Origin of the sequence: Arthrobacter sp. AG1021 (genome assembly GCF_003633665.1) — a bacterium.
GTDB classification, from domain to species: domain Bacteria; phylum Actinomycetota; class Actinomycetes; order Actinomycetales; family Micrococcaceae; genus Glutamicibacter; species Glutamicibacter soli.
The window spans coordinates 654,946-677,501 of record NZ_RBLB01000007.1; the positions used below are offsets into that span (position 1 = coordinate 654,946).

Genomic DNA, 22,556 nt, shown 5'->3' on the forward strand with positions numbered 1-22,556 from the left:
CCACGAGCAAGGGACTTGTAAAGTCATCCTATGAAGTCGATTCGTTCCCTCTGGCGGCGCACCACGCTGCGCACCAAACTGGTGACAGTGATGTTCGGGCTGATGATCCTGGCCATCGTAGCCACGGCCGTGGGCTCGGCCCACACGCTGCGGATCTCGATGACCAACCAGATCGATGACCAGCTGGTCGCCGCCGGACCGACGATGGGGCTTGGTCTGAACAAGGCCTACCTGTATTCGGTGGACAACCCCGGGGACCCCGACGGCTTCAAGGACTTCGACCCGACGCTGCTCGGGCTGAACAGCTCCTACGCCGACATCCGTGATAAAGACGGGAAAATCGTCTACATCATGCCGCGCTCGCGGGTTTCGCCGAGCACGGCCTTGGATTCGCCGCTGTTGAATCCGGCCAATATCGATAAGCTGCTGGAAACGCCGAACAAGCCGGTGACCATCCCGGGCATCCAGGCGAACTCCGCCGGGTGGCGGACCATGGTGATTCCGCTGAAGAGCAGCAGCCTGAACCTGTTCCTGGCGATCCCGCTGAGCACCGTCAACAACACCGCGCAGCAGGCGGCGGTGCTGGTGCTCTCCACCGGCTTGCTCGCCGCGCTGGTCATGTCCATGATCGCCTATGCCCTCACCACCCGGTCGCTGAAACCGCTGACGAAGGTCGAGCGCACCGCGTCCATGATCGCCGCCGGCGACCTCACCCAGCGCGTGACGGACTATCCTGCGGAGACGGAAGTCGGCAGGCTCTCACGCTCGCTGAATTCGATGCTGGCGCAGATCGAGAAGGCTTTCAAGGACCGCGAAGCTTCCGAACAGAAGATGCGGCGCTTCATTCAGGATGCCTCCCACGAGCTGCGCACCCCGCTGGTCACCATCCAGGGCTACTCGGAGTTCTACCGCCACGGCGGACTGGCGAGCCCCGAAGCCCTCGATTCGGCGATGGGGCGCATTGAGAGCGAATCCAAGCGCATGGCGCAGCTCGTTGAGGACCTGCTGATGCTGGCGCGCCTGGACGAGCAGCGCCCGATGGAGAAGCAGGCTGTCGACCTGCTGGTGCTCGGACAGGACATCGTGGAGGACACCCGGGTGCGGGCGCCCGACCGCAAGGTCACCTTGGTGGGCCTGTCCAGCAACCAGCCCAGCCCCGCCAGCACTGTCGGAGACGACGCCCGCATCCGCCAGGTCATCGCCAACCTGCTGACCAATGCCCTGCGCTACACCCCCGAAGGGTCCCCGATCGAGATCGCGGTGGGTGTGCGTTCGCTGGTGGCCGGTGCCCTCGACGCAGTACTCGAGGTCCGCGACCACGGCCACGGCATTCCCGAAGAGGACGCCAAGCGAATCTTCGAGCGCTTCTACCGCTCGGATGCCTCGCGCCAACGCGAAACCGGCGGTTCCGGCCTGGGGCTGGCAATTGTCGCAGCCATTGTCCAACAGCACGGCGGATCCGTGTCGCTGAGCGAAACCGAAGGCGGCGGCGCCACCATGGCCATCTCGCTGCCCTACGTTCCGATGCCCGAGCCGCGCGACGACGACTTCGACTTCCATCCGGAGCACGACGAGTCGTAGCCTCATTGTCCACAACCGGCCTGCGGCTTACTCTGCTTCGGTGCCATAGCTCCTATCGTTAGGTCATCACGATCCGATGAAAGGCGAGCAGGAATCATGAGCACGTTCTCCACCAACACCGGCGAAATGCAGGCCAAGTCCCAAGCGGTTATGGGCACCATCGACCGCCTGCGTTCAGAAGTCGCCACGATGCAGATGAATCTGGACCAGTTGCAGGGCACATGGCATGGCTCGGCGGCCGCATCGTTCCAGGCCATCGTGGCCGAATGGCGAAGCACCCACCTGCGCATCGAAGAAGCCTTGGGCAACATCGCCACGGCGTTGCATCATGCCTCGGCGCAGTACGAGGAAGTCGAGCAGGTCAATACCTCGCTGTTCCGCTACTAAACGGCGCATCCCCAGCGAAAACAGCGCCAAAACCACAAAGAACTGGCCGCTGGATCAGCTTCAGGGAAGATGATCCAGCGGCCAGCATCCATGCGTTGGCTACGAGGCTCAGGCCTTGCGGCGGCGCAGAACCATGGCGGCTCCGGCCAGCATCAGCAGCAGACCCGCGCCCGCAGCCGCCAGCAGCGCACCGTTGAAACCGGTATCAGCTAGTTCGTTCTCCGAGGCCTGCGGCTTCGCGTCGCCCTTGGCCGATTCGGAGCCGGTGTTCTCCGGCTTCTTGTCGATGGATCCTGCCGGCTTGATTTCTACCGGCTTCTCGGATGGCTTTGCTTCAGGCTTGGCTTCGGGCTTCGCCTCGGGCTTCTCGCCCTCCGGCGCTTCTTCACCGAAGTAGAAAGCCAAGAAATCTTCGAGCCACTGCTGATCGCCGGGGAACTCCGCCCAGATCGATTCCAGGAGCTCTTCAAGCTCCGCTTCGCTGCTGACGCTATCCAAAAGATAGGTCAGCACGAGCGCTAGGTACTCCTGGCCATCTTCGGTCGCGAAGAATTCGCCCCACTGCTCATCGGTCCACTCTTCAGCGCCTGCGGGGAGACGGTCCATCATCTCTTCGAGGAACTGCAGGTCCTCGTCGGAGATCTCCGGATCTTCGGTACCGAATTCTTCCTCGATCAGCTGCAGCAGCTGCTGTCCTTCTTCGGTTTCGTAGAAGGCATCCCATTGGGCATCATCCCAGCCTTCGCTGCCCTCAGGCAGCAATGCATCAACCTTTTCCCAGAAGGCCTGCTCCTCCTCGGAGATGTCAGAGTCGAGATCGCCGAACTCGTCCGACAGCTGCTGGACAGCCTCGGATTCGAGGAACGATGCCAAAGAGTCCTTGTCCGATTCGACTCCTTCGATGTAGTCGGAGTCGACCGTCTCATCGGTTGCGGAGCTGGTCTCGTCCGCTGGCTGGGTCGCGCCGGTCTCGGTGCCGGCAGCTAGGTCCTGCGCGGGAGCCGAATCCTCAACTGAAGCATTCTCCTCCACCGGTGCAGCCGGAGCCGTTTCCTCGACGCTGTCCTCGACTGGGGCCTGCGACTCCTGGACGACGGTCTGCTCTGCCGGGGCTTCCACTGCAATGTCTTCCACGTTGTCGGTGGGCACTTCGGCGACTGGCGGCGCAGGCACGACAGGGGTTTCGACGGCAGGCTGCTGCACGGGGGCCTCAATGGCCGCCGGCGCTGCCGGCTCGGTCTGGGTTTCCTGCTGTGCAACGGTGATGCTCTGGAGGGCATCGTCCGTGGTTTCGGTAGCCTGTGCCGGAGCGGCAGAGACGAGAAGTCCAGAAATAACCGCTGCCGAAAGCAGGGTGGTATTGATCTTAGGCGACATGGTGTCTCGATTCCCCAAAGAAGTCACAGGCAGTTGCGGGACGCCGAGGCGTTCCGCTTCAGTGATGACAGATTTATGGCCTGTGAAAGTGCTGAATGATTAAAGTACAACCTATCCGAAGAATGCACCGCCGCCAAGTAATTCCACGTCTCTTACAACGGGACTTTGCCCACCCGTGCCCAGGGCCCCCGAACGGGACTTCAAAACCGCTACCAACACGTAGGCTAGAGCCTATGAGCATCCTGATCGACCCACCGTCATGGCCTGCCCATGGAACGCTCTTTTCGCATCTGGTTTCCGATGCGACGCTCGATGAACTGCATGCCTTTGCCCGTGCGCACCAGCTGCCCGAGCGCGCGTTCGACAGGGACCACTACGACGTGCCGCAGTCCCGCTATGCCGAGCTGGTGCGGGACGGCGCGCACGAGGTTTCGGCCGGCGACCTGGCTCGGGCGCTGATCGCCTCCGGGCTGCGCATCCCGGCCAAGTACCGCCCGGAAAAGCTGGGACCGGTGCTGTCCCGCCGTTGGGCCCGAACTCTGCCCACCGAACCCCAGCTGGGCCGCGAGCTGCTGGAACGCTGGTCGCAGTCGCATCGCAGATACCACGACAGGGTCCACCTGCTGTCCGTGCTGGAGGCCTTGGATTGGCTGGCGAAGGACCAGGCCGACGGCGAGGAGCGCATGCTGCTGCAGCTGGCCGCCTGGTTCCACGACGCGGTGTACCACGGAGCCTCGGACGACGAGGCCAAGTCCGCGATCCTTGCCCGCGAGCGCCTCTACGGGCTGCTGAGCCCCGGGGCGGTGTCCAGGGTCAGCGAACTGATCCTGCTCACCGCAGGGCACTCCCCCGGCGACCACGACCGCCTGGGCCGGATCCTGTGCGATGCGGATCTTGAGGTGCTGGCCCGCCCGCAGCCGGCCTACCAGCGCTATGCCCAGGCGATCTACCAGGAGTACGCGCATTTCCCGCGCCCGGCCCTGGCTGCCGGACGGATCAAGGTGCTGGGCTCGCTGCTGGAGAAGGACAACATCTACAGCACCGTGCGAGGCATCGACCGCTGGGAAAACGCGGCCCGCAGCAACGTCGGCGCGGAGATCTCAGTGCTGCGCGGCTGGCTCGGCGAATAGCTTCCGGCTTTTAACGGCCTGTGGCCCGTTTCCCCAGGGGAAACAGGCCACAGGCACCAGGTAGTCTCGGCGTGGTGCCGAGCCGGGCGGGGAAGCTTAGAAGCCGCCCATGCCGCCCATGCCACCCATGTCGTCACCGGCTGGTGCGGTGCCGGCAGGAGCTGGCTTGTCCGCGACAACGGCTTCGGTGGTCAGGAACAGGCCTGCGATCGATGCGGCGTTCTGCAGGGCCGAACGGGTCACCTTCACAGGATCGTTCACGCCGGCTTCCAGCAGGTCGACGTACTGGCCGGTGGCGGCGTTCAGGCCGTGGCCGGCAGCCAGGCCCTTGACCTTGTCGGCGACAACGCCTGGCTCCATGCCGGCGTTCAGGGCGATCTGCTTCAGCGGAGCTTCGATGCCGACGCGCACGATGTTCGCACCGGTTGCCTCGTCGCCTTCCAGCGACAGCTTCTCGAAGGCTGCTGCGCCGGCCTGGATCAGGGCTACGCCGCCGCCGGCGACGATGCCCTCTTCCACTGCTGCCTTGGCGTTGCGCACGGCATCTTCGATGCGGTGTTTGCGCTCCTTGAGCTCCACCTCGGTGGCTGCGCCGGCCTTCAGCACGGCGACGCCGCCGGAGAGCTTTGCGTGGCGCTCCTGCAGCTTCTCGCGGTCGTAGTCCGAGTCGGTGTTCTTGATCTCGGCTGCGATCTGGGCCTTGCGGCCTTCGATGGCGTCGGCTTCGCCGCCGCCTTCAACGATGGTGGTCTCGTCCTTGGTGATAACGACCTTGCGGGCGGTACCCAGAACTTCCAGGCCCACGTTGTCCAGGGACAGGCCGATCTCCTCGGAGACAACCTGGCCGCCGGTCAGGATGGCGATGTCGGTCAGCATGGCCTTGCGGCGGTCGCCGAAGCCCGGAGCCTTGACGGCAACGGACTTGAACAGGCCGCGGATCTTGTTCAGGATCAGGGTGGCCAGGGCTTCGCCCTCGACGTCTTCGGCGATGATCAGCAGCGACTTGTTCGACTGCATGACCTTCTCCAGCAGGGTGACCATGTCCTTGACCGAGGAGATCTTGGAGTTCACGATGAGGATGTATGGGTCCTCCAGCACGGTCTCCTGGCGCTCTGCGTCGGTGACAAAGTATGCGGAGATGTAGCCCTTGTCGAAGCGCATGCCCTCGGCCAGCTCCAGCTCGAGGCCGAAGGTGTTGGACTCCTCAACGGTGATGACGCCCTGCTCGCCGACCTTGTCGAGAGCCTCGGCGATCAGGCCGCCGATCTCAGGGTCGCCTGCGGAGATCGAGGCGGTAGCAGCGATCTGCTCCTTGGACTCGATCTTCTTGGCGGCGGCGAACAGCTCGGCGGTGACGGCCTCTACGGCCTTGTCGATGCCGCGGCGCAGCGCGATCGGGTCGGCGCCGGCGGCAACGTTGCGCAGGCCTTCCTTGACCAGTGCCTGGGCGAGAACGGTTGCGGTGGTGGTGCCGTCGCCTGCGACGTCGTCAGTCTTCTTGGCAACTTCCTTGACCAGCTCTGCGCCGATCTTCTCGTATGGATCCTCGAGCTCGATCTCCTTGGCGATGGACACGCCATCGTTGGTGATCGTCGGGGCACCCCACTTCTTTTCCAGAACAACGTTGCGGCCGCGTGGGCCCAGGGTCACCTTTACGGCGTCTGCAAGGGTGTTCAGGCCGCGCTCAAGTCCGCGGCGTGCTTCCTCGTCAAATGCAATCATCTTGGCCATAGTGGCTTTCGGTCCTTTCGGGACGATTTTGCGAAAATGCAACCGACAGACAGCGCCCGCGACGGACGAGTGCAACGGCTGGGCATCGGGCCTGCAGCCGCGTCAGCTCTCGCTATCTGAGGTATTCTTCACGCTCCCTGCGAAGCGACGTCTGAGGCCGGACCGGCTGCGGTTAAAACGCGAAAAGCCGATCGGCGTTAGCAGTCGCAACGCATGAGTGCTAATACAAATATTGGCACTCTCGCCCTGCGAGTGCAAGCTGATCGGCTCACAGCGAAGCAATTGGATACTGCGGGGTTAGCGTACTTCGAGGGTGTCGTCCGAGCCCATCACCACGGTCACCCGGTTCGGAATGTTCTGGGTCTGCAGAACCTCGTCGATATTCAGCACCTCAGCGGCCTTTTCGGCCGTGGTGCGATAGGCCTCCGAGGTGTAGTACACGGTGGAGGTCTCGGCCGGGCGGGTCCAGTTGCTGGCGGTGATATTGGTGAATCCGGCCTCGGACAGGGCGTCTTCGCCGGCCGAGGCGATGCCTGCGATGCTGGCGCCGTTGTAGACGCCGATCAGCTGCCCGAAGAGCACGTCGTCATCATCGATGGTGCTGGAGGCGGAGGGGGTGGCGCTTTCGGTTTCGCTCGGGCTGGAGGTGGCGTCCTCGCTCGGGGCTGCCGAGGTGGTTTCGGTGGGGTTCGGGGCGGAGCCGACAATCGGCTTCAGGCCGCCGGGGCCGAAGAAGTAGGCGAATGCGCCCACCAGGACGACAAGCACGGCTGCAATAACTACCCAACGAAGTTTTCCACCGGACGTCGTGGAGGCGGCAGACTGCGCCCACCCGTTGGCGTGGTGCGAACCCACACGGGTGTTGAACTCCGGAACGCGATCGAATTCGTCACGTGGGTAGTTGGTCATTCTTGTCCTTGCTCGAGGTCTGACTGGTCGCGGCCGGTTCCGGAAACTAGCGTCCGGAGCCGACGGTACCGCTCACACGACGTCTGGTAGACCTAAGCCTACGCAGGCGTTTGACCAGCATTGGGTCGTAAGCCAACGCCGCGTCCGTCTCAATCAGCTGGTTCAGCAGCTGGTAGTAATTCGTCGGCGACATGGAGAACTGTTTGGTAATGGCCTGTTCCTTGGCGCCGGCATACTTCCACCACAACTTTTCCATGTTCAGGATCTGCTGGGAACGCTCATCGAGTTCCGAGTCGGGATTCATTACGAAATCCACCAGCACTTCACCCTCAGCCATGCGTCCACACCTCTTTCCTTCACCCGGCAAAGTCCGGTCTCGGCCCTGCGTTCTGCTCCGCCAGTGGCGGACATACCACCGATATTCTAACCAACTCGCCTGTGCTGCGCCGCGCCCGCGGGCACAGCCACGCCATAATACCGGCAGAATGGATGCCATGGACAACCTGCAGCCCTCCCTGTTCGGCGACCCGGAGCCGGTACCGGTCCCCCGCTACGAGCCGGAGGATTTCCCCTTCCACCACGGCGCCAGATCCATGGCGGAGCGCGGATTCATCGCCCAGGACTGGGTCCCGGTGCTGCTGCCACTCGATGGCAAGCTCCGGCGGATCGCCGCTGAACTGGCACGACGCAGCGCCGCCGGAGAGCAGATCCTCCCGGAACCGCACGTGATGTTGCGCGCACTTCGCATTCCGCGCTCGCAGGTGCGCGTCGTGCTCATCGGACAGGATCCGTATCCGACCCCGGGCCATGCCAACGGCTTGGCCTTCGCTGCCCAGGCTTCGGTGCGTCCGCTGCCCCGGTCGCTGTCCAATATCTACAAGGAGCTGAACGACGATCTGGGCATTGCCCCGGCAGCCCACCCGGATCTCAGCGCCTGGCATGAGCAGGGAGTTCTGCTGCTGAACCAGTCGCTGTCGGTCCAGGCGGGTCATGCCGGGGCGCACCAGCGCCTGGGCTGGTCCGCGGTCGTCGAAGCGGCCATCAGCGCGCTGAACCAGCGCGAGAACCCTCCGGTGGCGCTGCTCTGGGGCAGGCATGCGCAGAAGCTGGCGGGGCTGATGGACCGGATGCCGCAGCTGGCCAGCGCCCACCCCTCGCCGCTGTCCGCCTCGCGCGGGTTCTTCGGCTCGCGGCCCTTCTCCGAAATCAATCGGCGGCTGTCCGAATCCGGACAGCCGCCGATCGACTGGTCGTTGCCTGCGCTGTAGCCGCACTCAGCGGCGGCGGATCAGCCGCCGTTCGCGCCGCGCGCTGGAGGTCAGCGGCCGGCACAGGGTGTCGCCGAAGACCACGCCGCCGGCGATGGAGAGCATGATCGCGAAGGCGTTGAACATCTCCACCAGGCCGCTGGACATGTCGCTGGAGTCGAACACGATGGAGTACATGGCGCGGAAGATCATCAGGCCCGGCAGCAGGAACATGACCGCTGGAGCCGCGATGACCAGCTGCGGGGAATGCAGCTTGTCCGCCGCGAAGCGCGCCGCGAAGCCGATGACCGTGGCCACCACCGCCGGAGTGGCCCGGACGCCCAGCCCGATGTACTCGCACAACAGCTGGATCAGGTAGCCGCCCACGGCGATCCCGGCGGTGGGCAGCAGCAGCTTCACCGAGCTCTGTTCCGTGACGGCGCCGGCGATGATCGCCACCGCCACCAGGATCACCAGCAGCCAGGCCGGGTAGGCGATCTTGTCGATCTGGTGCACGTCCACGCTGTCCCAGCCCAGCACCGAGGAGATCACCAGCGCGGTGGAGATGCCGGAGACGATGGCCGTATAGGTCAGTCCCGCGGAGAACAGGCGGCCCACGGAGGTCACCGGGAACCCGTTGATCGCATCCTGCAGGGCGGAGACGAACCGCCCGGAGGGAAGCAGCAGCAGGATGCCGCCGGACACCACCAGCGCCGGGTCGATGGGCGCACGCAGCTCGTAGCTCACCAGCGCGATGCCCGTGACCACAAACGTGGAGGCCGCAATGGTGAAGAAAGCCGGCACGCGCCACCGGGCGCCGTAGCGCCCGATCTGCGAGACGATCGAGGACGAACCCATGGCCACCAGCGCGCCGAGCCACGACCCGCCGATGAACAGCACGAAGGCCGCCGCGAACACCGCGTTGCCGCTGGCAACGATCCAGCGCGGGAACGGCTTGGGCTTGCGCATGATCGCCTTGAGCCGCTTGGCGGACTCGCTGCGCGAGACGCCGCCGGCGATGATGTCGGAGACCAGCTGGTGCACCAGCACCAGGCCCGCGTAGTTCGCCGTGGAGGAACGCACCACACGCAGGATCGAGTAGCTTTCGGCGTCCGGCGGGCTGTAGTTCAGGTGCAGCGACTGGTTGGTGATGTCCACGTCCAGGTAGCTCAGGCCCAGCGCCGCGGTCACCGCGATGATGCTGGTTTCCACTTCCAGCGCTCCGGCGCCGTAGCGGATCAGTGTCTCGCCCAGGTCCAGCGCGAACTCCAGCGTGCGGCGGGCCGACGCGTCCTGGTCCTTGTTGACCGTGGGGTTCGCGTAGGGGGTGCCCTGCAGGCGATCCACGATGTCCAGCGCCTGGGTGGGCGGCGAGGTGGAAATCCACATCTTGGCCAGCAGGCTGCGGGCCACCGGGTTCGCCCGCGTGGGCACCAGGGTGATGCCTTCGTCCGTGGTGTGAACGCGGCCGGTGCGCGATTCGGGGTCCGAGGCGGGGGCCGCAGCGACGCTGGCGCTGACCGCAGTGTTCAGCGGCAGTTCCGAGGCCGTGGGCTCCTCATGATGCTCGGGTTCGGCAAGCTGCCCCATCTTGATTTCGCTGGTGCTGATCCGCGGCAATGCGCCGACGGCCGGATCCGGGTCGTCCCCCGCACCACGTGGATTTCCGGAGAACTGGTCGTTGTTCAACTGCGCCACGGATCACCTTCCCGAAACGTTCGATGTTGCATGTAAATCACGATACAACCCGACTTCTGGAAGTTGCTGGGGAATCCTCCAAATCACGGCGTATCGCCGAACACATTCGGGCGTGGCACGCCCCCGGGGGAATAGTTCCGGGGCGGGGGAAGTTACGCCCAGTGGGAAATTAGATGTATATGCATGCAATATAGCGAGAGGCCGAACCCATGAACACCACCGTGAAACTTCCGCAGGTTGGAGCCGAGACCTTCGGCGATATCACCGAGGACGCCAATGGAACCCCGCTGTCCCACGCCCAGGTGATCCGCAACGTGCTGGCCGAGGGCCAGAAGGCCGAAGAAGTCGGACTCGACTTCTTCGGGATCGGGGAACACCATCGCGATGACTTCTCGATCTCCTCACCCGAGACGGTGCTCGCGGCGCTGGCGGCGACCACGCAGAACATCAAGCTCGGCACCGCAGTCACCGTGCTGTCCAGCGACGATCCGGTCCGCGTGTACGAACGCTTCGCCACCCTGGATGCGCTGTCCAACGGCCGCGCTGAAATCATCGCAGGGCGCGGCTCGTTCATCGAGTCCTTCCCGCTGTTCGGTCTCGACCTCGAAGACTACGAGGAGCTCTTCGAGGAGAAGCTCGCGTTGATGGCCAAGTTGCGCCACGGCGATCCGGTGTCGTGGTCCGGCAGCCACCGAGCGGCCCTGCGCGGCCAGCAGGTCTACCCGCTGCTCGAAGGCAAGCCGTTGACGACATGGGTCGGAGTGGGCGGCAGCCCGCAGTCAGTCATCCGCGCCGCACGCCACGGCCTGCCGCTCTTCCTGGCCATCATCGGCGGGCAGCCCGCGGCCTTCGAACCACTGGTCAACCTGTACCACCGGGCGTTGAAGGAGTTCAGCGAACCGGAACAGCCGGTCGGGGCCCACTTCCACGGACTCGTAGCCGATACCGACGAAGAAGCGCTGGAGCTGCTCTGGCCGCACTACCAGCGCACCATGAACCGTTTGGGCGCCGAACGCGGCTGGGGTCCTGCCAGCCGCATCCAGCTGCAAGCGGCTATGGGTCCGCAGGGCGCCATGATGGCAGGCAGCCCCGAGACGGTGGCACGAAAGATGGCCAAGGCGGTCCGCACGCTCGGACTGTCCCGCATCGATATCAAGTACTCCGCCGGTTCGCTGCCCCACGAGCACCTCATGAAGAGCATTGAAATGCTGGGAACCGAGGTCAAGCCGAGGATCTACGAGCTGCTCACCGAAGGCTCGCAGAACTAGCGGCCAGCCCGGATACGAAAAAGCCACCGCATTTCTGCGGTGGCTTTTTTACCGGTGGATCTTACTGGACTCGAACCAGCGACCTTTCGCGTGTGAGGCGAACGCTCTAACCAACTGAGCTAAAGATCCATCTGCGCTGTCCGTTTCCGGTTCAGCACCTAGATAATCCTAGCCGTATTCCGACCTACGTTCCAAATCGTGCCGAATCGGCGCCATCCCCGGGCCGCTTCGACCGCCAGGAACACCACGCGCCGAGGGAATCAAAAACCTCCAAAATGGTCGATGACAAGCACTGAAAAACGGTGGCAATTCGTTTATTTAGAGTTCACTTCGCAGCCCTCGTTTCAACTTGTCAAAGTGCACTTTCAGACCCCATAATTTTTCTAGCTCATCGAGCTCAAACTGGGCCCTACAAGGAAGCTGCCGGAAGCCGCCGGCAACGGTCCCCTCAAGGCCAACGAAACCGCCGAACGGATTTTTCCCCGGGAAGCAAAGCCACTTTTTCGTTCGTTCTTAGCTTTTTAGGACCGTACCCCAGTGTTTGAAAACCTGACTTTTGCCTTGTCATGCCTGTCTCCAAATGAGGCCGAACGTGCTGAATTGGCTGGCCTGTACGCCGTGACCGATGCCCGCTGGCACCAGAAAATGGACCGCGCCCGCGCGGTCGTAACCGTCCGCGACGGCGAGCTCTTGGTCGCTGCCGGGGTGGTGCACGATTCGATCATCGCCCCGACCAGCGCCATGGACGCGCTCGAGCTCGGCTCCATGGCGGTGCGCCCGGACTCCCGCCGCATGGGCATCCGCCAGCATGTCGCGTCGATGCGCCTCGAATTCGCGCTGCACGCCGGAGGCACGCCGATCACCATCATCGATTCTGCGAACCCCGCCTCGTGGGCGTACTACGAACGTTCCGAGCTGTGGGAGCGCGAGCGTACCTTCGAGCAGGACGGGCAGACCAAGTTCATCTACCGGGCTACCGACGCCGCGCGCGACTGGGCCGCCGGGCTGCCGCAGCCTGAACCCGCTGTGCAGGACGTCGTCCTGGTTGCCCTGCCGGCCGAGGATTCCCTCGCACCGGTATCGCTGCAGCCGGCGCTGGAACAGGCGGTGCAGGCCCAGCCGGCGCCGTCGCTGGCCTCGGAGCTGGGCGCGGAGCTGGGACAGCTTCCCTCGCTGGTGCCTACGTTGCACATCGGCCCGGAGGCCGAAGAGGCCGACCAGCATTTCCCGAGGCTCGGCATGGAGGCCCCGGACAACGACTGGCTGGGAACCACCAGCGTCGATCCGGCGTTCTAGAAGAGCGCTTCCTGCTGCTCGTCCACAGCTTCGTGGCCGGGCAGCGGGGCGACTTCTCCGGCCCGGCGAGCGCGGGCTGCCTCATGCAGGTCGATCGGGGTGACCTTCAGAACCTCGTCCACCATCGCGTTGAGGAACTGCGGCGCGGCGATATCCGCGGGCACCGGCGAGTGCACGCACTTGACCTGTGGGTTCTCTGCTTCATCGTCCCAGTCCACGAGCAGCAGCCCGGTGGCGGTGTAGCCGAAGCCGTCTCCGAAATCGCGCAGCTTGCGGATCATGTCCACCGTGCGGCGGTAGGCCGCCGGCTCGGATTCCAGGATCGTGGCGCGCTGGACGAAGAAGAATCCGACGGCGGCCAGCGGATAGCGGGCGCGCAGGTTCGCGGCGTCCCCGTAGGCCTCCTCGTAGCGGTTTGACAGGTTCTTGCCGAATGAGGAGGTCATCGCCTTGGTGCTCAGCAGCAGCTCCGGCCCGGTGGACCAGTGGGTCATCACCACGTCGGTCTGCTTCATGTAGGCGCGGCCCAGGATCCGGGCGTCCGTGCTTCCCGCCTTGCCCGCCATGATGGCCTCGTGCACCTCCTCGGAGAGGCGCTCGGGCAGCCGGCGCAGCAGCTCCAGGATGTCCTTGGAGAGCACACGGGGCGCCTCGGTGCGCGGCCAGACCAGGTCGGCGTCGAATCCCGCGCGGCGCAGTTCGTGGGCCAACCAGGTGTCCACGCCCTGGGCGAAGCGCCCGGAGCGGGTGGCGGCCTTGGAGCGCACCGGGATGCTCAGCAGGCGTTCGAGCACCTCGTAGGAGGGATTGAATTCCTCGGTCACCGCGCCGCTGCGGATCCAGGGCGAATCCTTGGCGGCGGACATCAGCGTGGTGTCGAACTCCGCAAAGGCGAGGGTCTTTTCAATCGCAGGGTTTGCCACGTCTAGTTTTTCACCGTCTTACTTCGTGCCTTCCGGCGATCCAACATGTCGGCGCGGGCCTGGTGCACCGCGGCGATGGCCGCGGGATCCAGGCCCAGCAGCTGTTCAAGGACAATCCCGTCGACCAGCGCGGTGGCTTCGGCCTTGCGGCCGTGGGCCAAATGCTCGCGCACCTGGTTCTTGATCTCGCGCAACGCCGGGGCATGGGCCGCCACTGCCGGGGCTGAAGGCACCGGAAGCCGGTCCGCTTCGCGCGGCTCGAGCTTCAGGATTCCGCCGCCGTAGGAGCGTCCCACCATTTCAGCGCCGAGCATGCTCAGCGTATTCAGCGAGGCCAGCGGCAGCAGCTCGCGCCCGAGCCCGCGCACGTCGGCGCCCAGGTAGACGCCGTGGATCGAGTTGATGTGGTGCACCGCGGCTTCGTTGGCGGTCAGCCGCGGGGTGTCGGCGTTCATGTAGGTCATGAACAGGTCCGGCACCGACAAAAGCGGCACCCGCCACCAGGGGCTGCGCACCCGGCACTTGTAGGCGCTGTCCACCGCCAGTACCTGCCCGGCGTCAACCATCCGGTGCCCGGCCGCAGAAGGCTGCGCGGCGGGCCGGAACAGGTAGGTGGCGCTGCCATGGGCACCGAGGCGCTCCCACTGCTCGTTGTCCAGTTCCAGGCCGCGCAGGTGCCGGGAACCCGGAGGCGAGATGCGCACCAGGTCATCGGGGGCCAAGCCCAGCTCGCTCACCTGGGCCGGGGAGAGCGTGAACCACTTGTTGTTGCCGGTCACCGCGCCCAGCGAGGTCTCGCCCCAGCTCTGCAGCGGCGCGAAACGGCCCGTGGCCAGGGACTGCTCCAGCACGCCCTGCGCTTCGAGGCCGACCAGCGATCCGGTCCAGCGCTCTAAGGTGCTGGCCGGGGTGTGCTCGATGCCCTCGCCCAACCGGTCGAGGTCCGCGGCGTTGCGGAACTGGTGCAGGCGCAGCGCGGTGCTGGAGCCCTGGCCGTAGCCTTCGGCCAGCAGCAGCACCACTTCCTCCTGCGCGTCGGCGAACAGCCGTTCTTCGAAGACCGCCAGGTGCACCCGCTCGAAGCGTTCGAGCAGCATCCGGCGCACCGGGGCCGCATAGTTCACGAACATCAGCTCGGCCGGCAGCACCAGGGCCATGCGCGCGCCCGGAGCCAGGAAGCTGGTGGCATGCACCACGAAGGCCGCCCAGATGCTGGCAAGCTCGTTGAGTTCGACGCCGGCTTCGCGGGCCGCGGCACGTGAGAGCTTCCGATCCTCGCCGCGGTGCAGCTGGTAGCGCACATAGGGCGGGTTGCCGATCACCGCGTCCATGTCATGGCTCCCGGCGACATGGAAGAAATTCGCGTGGGTGATCTGCGCGGCGGCACCCTGCCGGTCCAGCACCGCACGGGCTGCCTGCACCGAGGGCTCGTGCAGCTCGATGCCGAACAGCTCCACCGAGCCGCGGCCGTCGTCCACGATGTCATGCGCGGCGGCGAGGAACTGCGCCTCGCCGCAGGAAGGCTCAAGCACCCGGTGCCCGTGCTCGCCCAGCGCCCACTGGGCCATGAAGCGTGCGACGGGTTCCGGAGTGAAGTACGCACCGCGGGCGTGGCGCCCTGCGGGGTCCTGCTTGGTCTGTTCTCTACTCAACACACATCGATCTTTCCATGGCATCCGGACAGAATGGCCGGGCCGAGGAGCTTGGCCTTCGGAGGCGATCCAATAATTCTACGCACGCTGCGCGGCGGCAATAGCTAGTGCGCCGCGGCCGGCTTGTTCTTGCCCAGCAGCTTCTTGATCCCGAGGATGACGACTGTCAGCAACGAGCCGATGATCAGTCCGGCCAAGCAGGAGAAAGCGGTGTTGACCAACCACCCCAGCACGCCCCCGGCGGCACCGGAGGCGTCGTGGACCAGCATCTCGACGTGGTGCACGAAGCCGTACGGCGCGTGCCAGCCCAGCTCGTCCATGCCGGTCAGCAACAGGTGCCCGCCGACCCAGAGCATCGCGACCACGCCGACCTTGCTCAGCACCGACATCACAATCGGCATGCCCTTGACCAGGCCGCGGCCGAGCTTCTGCGAGAACTGGCGCTGCTTCTGGGCCAGCACCAGGCCAATGTCGTCCATCTTCACGATCAGGCCCACGGCCCCGTACACCAGGACGGTCATCAGGAAAGCCACCGCGACCAGGATCAGCGCCCGGGTCAGGAACGGTTCGTGGGCCACCTCGTTGAGCGAGATCACCATGATCTCGGCCGAGAGCACGAAGTCGGTGCGCGTCGCCGAGCCGATGATCACCTTTTCGTCGCGGACCTTGCCGTCCTCGGCGGCGCCGTGATGGCCGATCAGCCCCATGGCCTCGAGGATCTTCTCCGCGCCTTCGAACACCAGGTAGGCGCCGCCGATCATGAGGATCGGGGTGAGCGCCCAGGGAAGGAAAGTGGACAGCAGCAAGATGGCCGGCAGGATGAACAGCAGCTTGTTGCGGATGGAACCGACCGCGATCTTCCAGATGATCGGCAGCTCGCGCTTGGGAGAAATTCCGTCGACGTACTGCGGGGTGACCGCAGCGTCGTCAATCACCACGCCCATGGCTTTGGTGCTGGCCTTGGCCGCTCCGAGCGCGATGTCGTCCAGCGACGCGGCCGTGACCTTGACCAGCGCGGCTACATCATCCAGCAGGGCTACTAGGCCACCGGCCATGATTGGTCTCCTTGTAATTGTGGTCCCCGGTCGCGCGGATCCGCGCACGGGAAAATACCTTTGGTCCAATTTTACCGAGGACGACGTGGTCCACGCCCGATTTCATCCAACTTCCAGCGAGTGGTTAGGCACGTTTGCCGAGTTCGGACCGGCACCGGCGAGCCGGGAAAAGCCGCAGTCAGCAAAAAATCCCCGGAAGACCTGCACTCATGCAGAACTCCGAGGATTTGTTCGAGCCCCCTACCGGATTCGAACCGGTGACCTTCAGTTTACAAGACAGACGCTCTGGCCAGCTGAGCTAAGGGGGCGTACCGCATAAGAATATCGGAGAACCCAGCCACTGTGCGAATTGAGCCCGTCGCCGTTTTAAATGCCGGAGGGGAGAAAGCCGTCGCTGGCTTTCTCCCCTCCGGTCTTGGCGCGAGATCAATATGGAATTCTACCCGATCCGCATCCGTTCTCCGCCGACCCGAGCGGATTTACTTCTTGTTCGCCTCGATGGCTGCGTTCACCACGGTCGGGAAATCGTCCTTGGCCAGATCCAGGACCTTGCCCTGGACCACCAAGGTCGGGGTGCCGCTTACGCCGTCGTACTTGGCCACGTCGGTCGTGTACTGGACGAACGGACGGAAGGTGCCGTCTTCGATGCAGCTGGTGACCTTGTCGCTGGCACCGGCGGCGATCGCCATCTCGGCCAGCTGGGCGTTCTTCATTTCACCCTGCTGGTAGTGGCCCCAGATCGCGGTCACGAATGGCATGTACGCTGCCGGGTTGTCGTTGGCAACGCAGGCCAGCGCGTTGGCACCGCGCGAGGAGAAGTTGGTCGGCGAGCCGCCGTCGAGGTATCCGACGTTGCGGTAGTCCACGGTGATGTCGCCGGCCGCCAGCCACTCGTTGATCTGCGGGCCATAGGTGGCCTCGAAGTCCGCGCAGTGGACGCAATTCACGTCGGCGTACATGGTGATATTGACCGGTTCGCCCTTTTTCCCCACGGTCAGGTCGCGGGGTTCCGGGGTTGCCGGTTGCTGGGCAGGGACTTCGAGGGACTTCACGTCGACATTCTCCACGGTGCGCTCACCCAGGGTGGTCGGGGAAGTGACCAGAATGCCGCCAGCGGCGTTGCCGCCCGCAGGAACGGCGCCGGAATCGGCAACCTTGGCATTGTTGTTCTGCACGATCAGGGTAACTACCAGGGCGATCACAAGGATCACGGCACCCAGCACGCCAAGCTTGACGAACAGCGACTTGCGCTTGGCGGCTGCTTCCTGTGCGGCGCGCATCTGCGAAGCCTTCTCGCGGGCGCTTGCCGTACGCTCAGCCTTCGACGGCCGCGGATTATTCGTAGACATAAATTTAATGGTTCCTTGCTCAGCGGAATACTGTCATCTGCAATCAAGTTTAGCCAATGCCGGGACCCGGTCTACCTAGTTCATTGATAATCCCGCACCTTCACAGGAGGCGCATATACTCCTCAAATTGCCGCCAAAGCCCGGTCTTAAGCCACATAGCGCGTCCGGTGGAATTGTTGCATCAGGCAGGCCTCGATACACGACTGTGCTTGACCAGTTCAATGTGGTTGTTTACGTCACTATCGGAGTAAATCCTGAACATAATTCCGTTGACCCTGATATTTCACTAGGCTCAAGGCATAAGTCAATGAACTTGCAGGGCAGGGATTCGCACCAATCCGGGGATCGCTAAACGGCCGGTTTGCAGGTTGAAGGTTAAGCCAGGAGTTTGTCGTGAGTAGCTCGATACAAGATGGCCACATGGCTAGTACATCCGACTTCGTCGTTGTTGCCAATCGCTTGCCGGTTGACCGGGTCACAAACCCGGACGGCACCCAGGGATTCCAGCGCGCACCCGGAGGACTGGTCACCGCACTGGAACCCGTCATGTCCGCTTCGGAAGGAGCATGGGTTGGCTGGCACGGCGGAATTGATGAAGAGCTGGACAGCTTCGACAAGGACGGTATCCATCTGGTGCCGGTGCCGCTAAGCGAAGACGACCTCGAGCTCTACTACGAAGGTTTCTCGAACTCGACTCTGTGGCCGCTCTACCACGACGTCATCGTTCCGCCGTCGTACCACCGCACCTGGTGGGACAGATACCAAAAAATCAACCAGCGCTTTGCCGACGCGGTGCTGCGGATCGCGGCGCCCAACGCCACGGTGTGGGTGCACGACTACCAGTTGCAACTAGTGCCGCGTCTGCTGCGCTTGGCCCGTCCTGACCTCAAGATCGGTTTCTTCCTGCATATTCCCTTCCCCGCCGCGAGCTTGTTCGCGCAGCTGCCGTGGCGCAAGCAGATTTTGCAGGGTTTGGCCGGTGCCGACCTGGTCGGTTTCCAGCGCGAAACCGACGCGACCAACTTCCTGCGAAGCCTGCGCCGATTCACGGACTACCAAACCAAGGGACGTGAGGCGACCCCTTCCTTGGACAACGACCTGCAGAATATCTGCCGCGCCGACGCCCACCCGATCTCCATCGACTATGAACAGATCCAGCGGCTGTCCCGGGATCCGCAGATCATTGCGCGAGCCGCGCAGATCCGGCATGAATTGGGAAACCCGAAAACCATCATGCTCGGCGTGGACAGGCTGGACTACACCAAGGGTATCCGCCACCGGCTCAAGGCCTACGGCGAGCTGCTGGCGGACGAACAGCTCCACGCCGGCGAGGTATGCCTGATCCAAGTGGCAAGCCCCAGCCGCGAAAACGTCGGTTCGTACATGGAACTGCGCGATCAGGTAGAACTGATGGTCGGCCAGATCACCGGCCAGCACGATACGCTCAGCCACACTACGCTGCGCTACCTGCACCATTCCTATCCCCTGCGCGAAATGATTTCCCTGTACCTTGCGGCAGACGTCCTGCTGGTCACTGCCTTGCGCGACGGTATGAACCTGGTCGCCAAGGAATACGTGGCAGCGCACCAGGACGGGCGGGGCGTGCTGGTGCTCTCCGAGTTCACCGGCGCCGCCGACCAGCTGACCCAGTCGGTGCTGGTCAACCCCCATGACATTGACGGCATGAAGGTCAAGATCATGGAGGCAGTCAACATGGACGAGGCCGAACAGGCCAAGCGCATGAAGCGCATGAACCACCATCTGGAGGAATTCGACGTGGCCGGCTGGTCTGATCGTTTCCTGTCGGAGCTGGCAGACATCAACTCGAAATCCGTTCCGGCCAAGGAGAATGTTGCCCGCACCTAACTTGCCGCAAACCGCCGAAACTACCGCCCCCGAAGGATGGCTTAAGCACGTGTCACCTCTTTCGCCGCAGCTCTCCGCTGCGCTGCAGGATTTCGCCCGCCATCCCCGGGTGCTGGTCGCGCTCGATTTCGATGGAACGCTCTCACCGCTGGTCGACCGGCCGCAGGATGCCAGGCCGCTGCCCGAATCCGCTGTGCTGGTGGAGCAGCTGGGACGAATGGCCGGCGTTTACACCGCGGTGATCTCCGGACGCAATCTGCAGTCCCTGGCCGAGGTGTACCCGGAGCCGCTGCCGGCCATCCGCATCGGGTCCCACGGGGCCGAACGGCTGGTCCCCGAGCAGTTCTCGAACGGCTGGTCCGACGCGCCGCTCAGCCTCGACCAGACGCAGCTGCTGGGCACCCTGACCGGCCGGCTTCAGGCGATCGCGGACAGGCACGAGAACGTGAACCTGGAATTCAAGCCCTCGGCCACCGTGCTGCATGTCCGCCAGGCCAGCCCTCAGGCCGCGCAGGCGGCCATGGCCGAAGCGCTGGAATCGCTGCAGGAGCTGGAGGGCGTCAAGCTGATGTCGGGCAAGGCGGTGCTTGAAGCCTCGGTGCTCAACGCCCACAAGGGCGAGGCGCTGGCTTGGCTGCGCCGCACCCTGGATGTCCAGTCGGTGCTCTTCATCGGAGACGACGTCACCGATGAAAACGGCTTCAAGGTGCTGACCGAAAACGACCTCGGAATCAAGGTCGGCAGCGGGGACACGGCGGCGACGCAGCGTATTGATTCCCCGTTCGATATCCCGGACCTTTTGAAAAGTTTGATTTCCATGCGAAACTAACGGTGTCCCAATTCACTTTCACTTAGGATCGTCGGGCACGTACCTGCCCGTGAAAGGATTGTCGTTATGGCAACTGTGACCTTTGATAAGGCCACCCGTATTTACCCGGGCGCTCTTGTGCCATCCGTCGACGGAATCGACCTGGAGATCGCCGACGGCGAATTCCTGGTTCTGGTCGGCCCCTCGGGTTGCGGCAAGTCAACCACCCTGCGCATGCTTGCCGGCCTGGAGGAAGTCAACTCCGGCCGCATCCTCATCGGCGACAAGGACGTGACCAACGTTCCGCCGAAGGACCGCGACATCGCCATGGTCTTCCAGAACTACGCGCTCTACCCGCACATGACCGTCGCCGAGAACATGGGCTTCGCCCTGAAAATCGCCGGCGTCGACAAGGTCGAACGAGCCCGCCGTGTGAAGGAAGCCGCGCAGCTTCTCGATCTGGAGCAGTATCTAGACCGCAAGCCGAAGGCCCTCTCCGGTGGCCAGCGCCAGCGTGTGGCCATGGGCCGTGCCATCGTGCGCTCCCCCCAGGTCTTCCTGATGGATGAACCGCTGTCGAACCTCGATGCCAAGCTGCGGGTCCAGACCCGTACCCAGATCGCGTCGCTCACCCGCCGCCTGGGTGTCACCACCGTGTACGTGACCCACGACCAGGTCGAGGCGCTGACCATGGGCGACCGCGTCGCGGTGCTCAAGGACGGTGAATTGCAGCAGGTCGGGACTCCCCGCGAACTGTACGACCGTCCGCGCAACGTCTTCGTTGCAGGCTTCATCGGTTCGCCAGCCATGAACCTCGTGCAGCTGGAAGCGAGCAATGGCCAAGTAGAGTTCGGCAATACCGTCCTGAGCGCGCCAGGCGCTGCAGGCGGCACTACGCTGGGCATCCGACCTGAAGACATCGAGTTCGTTGGCGAAGGCGAGGGTGTGGAGATCACCATCGACGTCGTCGAAGAGCTTGGCGCCGATGCCTATGTCTACGCAACCGCCGAGCTGGCAGGCCGCCCGCAGACCATCGTTGTCCGCGTCGATGGCCGCACCCCACCGGCCCGTGGCCAGCGGCTGAACATCGCACCGAAGCTGCAGCATGTGCACCTGTTCGATACGGAAACCGGTCTGCGACTTGGCTAGTCCGCAAAGACTCTGACGCATGACCAAGGGCTCGGATCCATGAGGATCCGAGCCCTTGGTCATCGTCGGCATCTCCGGCGGCTGCTGACCCAGCCTCACTACCCTTATCGACTTGTTAAACATCGAAGGCCCCGAGATATCTCGGGGCCTTCGGCACATTGTGCCCGGCGATGACCTACTCTCCCACACCCTCCCGAGTGCAGTACCATCGGCGCAGTGGGTCTTAGCTTCCGGGTTCGGTATGGGACCGGGCGTTTCCCCCACGCTATGATCGCCGTAACTCTAACCCGCACAGCTTGGCCGTGGGAAAACTACGGTGTCATTCGCGATTGCGACAACTCCATAACTATAGCAGGATCTCCGCCCTCCGCGCCAATCGAGGAACTCTTTCGGCAACGTGGCCTTCGCCATAGATGCTTTCTGGCGATCTAAGCTTCCAGAAGGCCTCAGACGCCAGTCTCCGGCCACGATACAGCGCCTGGCAATCCCATGCCGGTCCGGCTCTGGATTGGAGCTTGAGAGCGGCGTGGGTGCGCGCCAGCGGCAGCGCAGATGGTTTGCCATGTACCCAGGAACGGCAAAGCCAGCACAACTACGCAGTGAAGCAAGGATGGGTGAAGTCTGCTACCACCACTGCCGCTGCGAGCCATTCATCCCAATGGCGGCAAGCACGAAGGCCGTGAAAGGACTAGCGATTCGAAATCAGGGGTTTTGTTGTGGTCCGGGCTCTTCCCCGCTCCGCAGCCAACCGCACCGCGCCGCGGCCCCGGCAGCGCTCCCCTTGCCCACGCCATCCCCACGGTGCCGGCCGCAGGACAGCACCCCGACCGCCCAGAAGGCACCGCGCCGCCACCGAAAACCCAGGTTAAACAACAAAAAGGGGGAGCCACCGCTCCCCCACCCCACCGGCCACCAAGCCGGCCAAGCCAACCGCACCAGCCACCCAGCCAGGCCGTCCCGGCCAGACCACCCGTCCCGTGGATCCACCGGTTAAACAGCAGAAGGCCCCAACACTGTTGGAGCCTTCCACTTCTCAAGTTAAGTCCGGCGGTGACCTACTCTCCCACACCCTCACGAGTGCAGTACCATCGGCGCAATGGGCCTTAGCTTCCGGGTTCGGTATGGGACCG

The 22,556-nt window shown here is 64.0% G+C and carries 18 protein-coding genes, 2 tRNA genes and 2 rRNA genes; 9 read left to right on the plus strand and 13 right to left on the minus strand.

Features of this window, described 5'->3' with window-relative positions; genetic code table 11:
- The first annotated feature begins 30 nt into the window (after nt 1-30).
- On the plus strand, nt 31-1,581 hold the full coding sequence (locus tag DFO58_RS08405; RefSeq protein WP_047118281.1) for a HAMP domain-containing sensor histidine kinase: 1,551 nt from the start codon (nt 31-33) through the stop codon (nt 1,579-1,581).
- Nucleotides 1,582-1,677: 96 nt separating this feature from the next.
- On the plus strand, nt 1,678-1,968 hold the full coding sequence (locus DFO58_RS08410) for a WXG100 family type VII secretion target (protein WP_053797380.1): 291 nt from the start codon (nt 1,678-1,680) through the stop codon (nt 1,966-1,968).
- Nucleotides 1,969-2,076: 108 nt separating this feature from the next.
- On the opposite strand, the gene DFO58_RS08415 is transcribed toward DFO58_RS08410, so the two are convergent.
- Entirely contained in the window at nt 2,077-3,345 is a 1,269-nt protein-coding gene (locus tag DFO58_RS08415; RefSeq protein ID WP_047118279.1) for an LPXTG cell wall anchor domain-containing protein, read from the minus strand.
- A gap of 233 nt (nt 3,346-3,578) precedes the next feature.
- On the opposite strand from DFO58_RS08415, the gene DFO58_RS08420 reads away from it, so the two are divergent.
- A complete protein-coding gene (locus DFO58_RS08420) occupies nt 3,579-4,475 on the plus strand; it encodes a DUF4031 domain-containing protein (RefSeq protein ID WP_053797379.1) in 897 nt (298 codons plus the stop codon).
- Between the two features lie 96 nt (nt 4,476-4,571).
- Here the strand turns inward: DFO58_RS08420 and groL are convergent, their stop codons facing one another.
- From groL to DFO58_RS08435, 3 genes are all read right to left on the minus strand, one after another.
- Entirely contained in the window at nt 4,572-6,206 is a 1,635-nt protein-coding gene (gene groL, locus DFO58_RS08425; RefSeq protein WP_120990174.1) for a chaperonin GroEL, read from the minus strand.
- Between the two features lie 297 nt (nt 6,207-6,503).
- Nucleotides 6,504-7,115, minus strand: coding sequence for a LytR C-terminal domain-containing protein (locus tag DFO58_RS08430; RefSeq protein ID WP_047118276.1), 612 nt, complete (start codon nt 7,113-7,115; stop codon nt 6,504-6,506).
- Nucleotides 7,116-7,161: 46 nt separating this feature from the next.
- A complete protein-coding gene (locus DFO58_RS08435; RefSeq protein WP_047118275.1) occupies nt 7,162-7,452 on the minus strand; it encodes a DUF3263 domain-containing protein in 291 nt (96 codons plus the stop codon).
- Between the two features lie 157 nt (nt 7,453-7,609).
- Here DFO58_RS08435 and DFO58_RS08440 point away from each other — a divergent pair, with 157 nt between their 5' ends.
- A complete protein-coding gene (locus tag DFO58_RS08440) occupies nt 7,610-8,383 on the plus strand; it encodes a uracil-DNA glycosylase (protein ID WP_286163528.1) in 774 nt (257 codons plus the stop codon).
- 6 nt (nt 8,384-8,389) lie between these two features.
- On the opposite strand, the gene DFO58_RS08445 is transcribed toward DFO58_RS08440, so the two are convergent.
- Nucleotides 8,390-10,060 (minus strand): threonine/serine exporter family protein, encoded by a 1,671-nt coding sequence (locus DFO58_RS08445; protein WP_120990176.1) that lies wholly within the window; start codon nt 10,058-10,060, stop codon nt 8,390-8,392.
- A 209-nt stretch (nt 10,061-10,269) separates the two neighbouring features.
- On the opposite strand from DFO58_RS08445, the gene DFO58_RS08450 reads away from it, so the two are divergent.
- The gene (locus DFO58_RS08450; protein ID WP_120990179.1) at nt 10,270-11,328 is read left to right on the plus strand and encodes an LLM class flavin-dependent oxidoreductase; all 1,059 of its coding nucleotides are present in this window, start codon (nt 10,270-10,272) and stop codon (nt 11,326-11,328) included.
- Between the two features lie 55 nt (nt 11,329-11,383).
- Here the strand turns inward: DFO58_RS08450 and DFO58_RS08455 are convergent.
- Nucleotides 11,384-11,457: transfer RNA gene (locus DFO58_RS08455), tRNA-Val, on the minus strand.
- A gap of 408 nt (nt 11,458-11,865) precedes the next feature.
- Between DFO58_RS08455 and DFO58_RS08460 the strand changes: the two genes are divergently transcribed.
- Entirely contained in the window at nt 11,866-12,624 is a 759-nt protein-coding gene (locus DFO58_RS08460) for a GNAT family N-acetyltransferase (RefSeq protein ID WP_147407231.1), read from the plus strand.
- On the opposite strand, the gene DFO58_RS08465 is transcribed toward DFO58_RS08460, so the two are convergent.
- The 5 genes from DFO58_RS08465 to DFO58_RS08485 all read right to left on the minus strand — a co-directional run bounded on the left by DFO58_RS08465 (nt 12,621) and on the right by DFO58_RS08485 (nt 17,603).
- The gene (locus DFO58_RS08465; protein ID WP_052772240.1) at nt 12,621-13,547 is read right to left on the minus strand and encodes a hypothetical protein; all 927 of its coding nucleotides are present in this window, start codon (nt 13,545-13,547) and stop codon (nt 12,621-12,623) included. The two genes, DFO58_RS08460 and DFO58_RS08465, sit on opposite strands and share 4 nt — an antisense overlap.
- A 2-nt stretch (nt 13,548-13,549) precedes the next feature.
- Complete coding sequence (locus DFO58_RS08470) at nt 13,550-15,199, minus strand: N-6 DNA methylase (protein WP_286163529.1); 1,650 nt, start codon at nt 15,197-15,199, stop codon at nt 13,550-13,552.
- A 104-nt stretch (nt 15,200-15,303) separates the two neighbouring features.
- Nucleotides 15,304-16,254, minus strand: coding sequence for a DUF808 domain-containing protein (locus DFO58_RS08475; RefSeq protein WP_047118270.1), 951 nt, complete (start codon nt 16,252-16,254; stop codon nt 15,304-15,306).
- A gap of 234 nt (nt 16,255-16,488) precedes the next feature.
- Nucleotides 16,489-16,562 (minus strand) — tRNA-Thr (locus DFO58_RS08480).
- Between the two features lie 171 nt (nt 16,563-16,733).
- Entirely contained in the window at nt 16,734-17,603 is an 870-nt protein-coding gene (locus DFO58_RS08485; protein WP_047118269.1) for a thioredoxin domain-containing protein, read from the minus strand.
- 420 nt (nt 17,604-18,023) lie between these two features.
- Between DFO58_RS08485 and DFO58_RS08490 the strand changes: the two genes are divergently transcribed.
- From DFO58_RS08490 to ugpC, 3 genes are all read left to right on the plus strand, one after another.
- The gene (locus DFO58_RS08490) at nt 18,024-19,469 is read left to right on the plus strand and encodes a trehalose-6-phosphate synthase (RefSeq protein ID WP_047118268.1); all 1,446 of its coding nucleotides are present in this window, start codon (nt 18,024-18,026) and stop codon (nt 19,467-19,469) included.
- A gap of 49 nt (nt 19,470-19,518) precedes the next feature.
- Entirely contained in the window at nt 19,519-20,298 is a 780-nt protein-coding gene (gene otsB / locus DFO58_RS08495; RefSeq protein WP_047118576.1) for a trehalose-phosphatase, read from the plus strand.
- A gap of 66 nt (nt 20,299-20,364) precedes the next feature.
- A complete protein-coding gene (ugpC, locus tag DFO58_RS08500) occupies nt 20,365-21,426 on the plus strand; it encodes a sn-glycerol-3-phosphate ABC transporter ATP-binding protein UgpC (protein WP_120990185.1) in 1,062 nt (353 codons plus the stop codon).
- Nucleotides 21,427-21,588: 162 nt separating this feature from the next.
- On the opposite strand, the gene rrf (DFO58_RS08505) is transcribed toward ugpC, so the two are convergent.
- Both rrf (DFO58_RS08505) and rrf (DFO58_RS08510) read right to left on the minus strand, forming a co-directional pair.
- Nucleotides 21,589-21,705 (minus strand): 5S ribosomal RNA (rrf, locus tag DFO58_RS08505).
- A 763-nt stretch (nt 21,706-22,468) separates the two neighbouring features.
- Nucleotides 22,469-22,556 (minus strand): 5S ribosomal RNA (gene rrf, locus DFO58_RS08510); the annotation flags it as partial.

Bases quoted from the DNA above. Each gene is read 5' to 3' on its own strand.
- DFO58_RS08405 (WP_047118281.1), top strand. From the start codon at position 31: ATGAAGTCGATTCGTTCCCTCTGGCGGCGCACCACGCTGCGCACCAAA.
- DFO58_RS08410 (WP_053797380.1), top strand. From the start codon at position 1,678: ATGAGCACGTTCTCCACCAACACCGGCGAAATGCAGGCCAAGTCCCAA.
- DFO58_RS08415 (WP_047118279.1), bottom strand. From the start codon at position 3,345: ATGTCGCCTAAGATCAATACCACCCTGCTTTCGGCAGCGGTTATTTCT.
- DFO58_RS08420 (WP_053797379.1), top strand. From the start codon at position 3,579: ATGAGCATCCTGATCGACCCACCGTCATGGCCTGCCCATGGAACGCTC.
- groL (WP_120990174.1), bottom strand. From the start codon at position 6,206: ATGGCCAAGATGATTGCATTTGACGAGGAAGCACGCCGCGGACTTGAG.
- DFO58_RS08430 (WP_047118276.1), bottom strand. From the start codon at position 7,115: ATGACCAACTACCCACGTGACGAATTCGATCGCGTTCCGGAGTTCAAC.
- DFO58_RS08435 (WP_047118275.1), bottom strand. From the start codon at position 7,452: ATGGCTGAGGGTGAAGTGCTGGTGGATTTCGTAATGAATCCCGACTCG.
- DFO58_RS08440 (WP_286163528.1), top strand. From the start codon at position 7,610: ATGGACAACCTGCAGCCCTCCCTGTTCGGCGACCCGGAGCCGGTACCG.
- DFO58_RS08450 (WP_120990179.1), top strand. From the start codon at position 10,270: ATGAACACCACCGTGAAACTTCCGCAGGTTGGAGCCGAGACCTTCGGC.
- DFO58_RS08475 (WP_047118270.1), bottom strand. From the start codon at position 16,254: ATGGCCGGTGGCCTAGTAGCCCTGCTGGATGATGTAGCCGCGCTGGTC.
- DFO58_RS08485 (WP_047118269.1), bottom strand. From the start codon at position 17,603: ATGTCTACGAATAATCCGCGGCCGTCGAAGGCTGAGCGTACGGCAAGC.
- DFO58_RS08490 (WP_047118268.1), top strand. From the start codon at position 18,024: ATGGCTAGTACATCCGACTTCGTCGTTGTTGCCAATCGCTTGCCGGTT.
- ugpC (WP_120990185.1), top strand. From the start codon at position 20,365: ATGGCAACTGTGACCTTTGATAAGGCCACCCGTATTTACCCGGGCGCT.